General features: G+C 70.2%; 1 pseudogene. It reads left to right on the top strand.

The annotated features are described in order from the left end of the window. Positions 1 to 378 (top strand): annotated as a pseudogene (locus ACZYZ7_RS31790) (3-hydroxy-9,10-secoandrosta-1,3,5(10)-triene-9,17-dione monooxygenase oxygenase subunit); the annotation flags it as partial. Between the last annotated feature and the right edge of the window lies 1 nt (position 379).

Here is a 379-nt window from a genome sequence, read left to right as displayed (position 1 = left end):
GGCGAGAAGGCCAAGGACGATCCGTTCGCCAAGATCCGGATCGCCGAGGCGGCCAGCGACATCGACGCCGCCTGGCGTCAGCTGTCGGGCAACGTCGCCGACGAATACGCGCTGCTGGTCGCCGGCGAGGAGATCCCGTTCGAGCTGCGGGCCCGCGCCCGTCGCGATCAGGTGCGTGCCACCGGCCGCGCGATCGCCTCGATCGACCGGCTCTTCGAGGCCTCGGGTGCCACCGCGCTGTCCAATGACGCTCCGGTGCAGCGGTTCTGGCGTGATGCGCACGCCGGCCGGGTGCACGCCGCCAACGATCCCGAGCGTGCCTACCTGATCTTCGGCAACAACGAGTTCGGCCTGCCCCCGGCCGACACGATGGTCTGAT

The organism is Mycobacterium sp. IDUB_17 (assembly GCF_055419465.1).
This window is presented reverse-complemented; position numbering and strand designations above follow the sequence as displayed.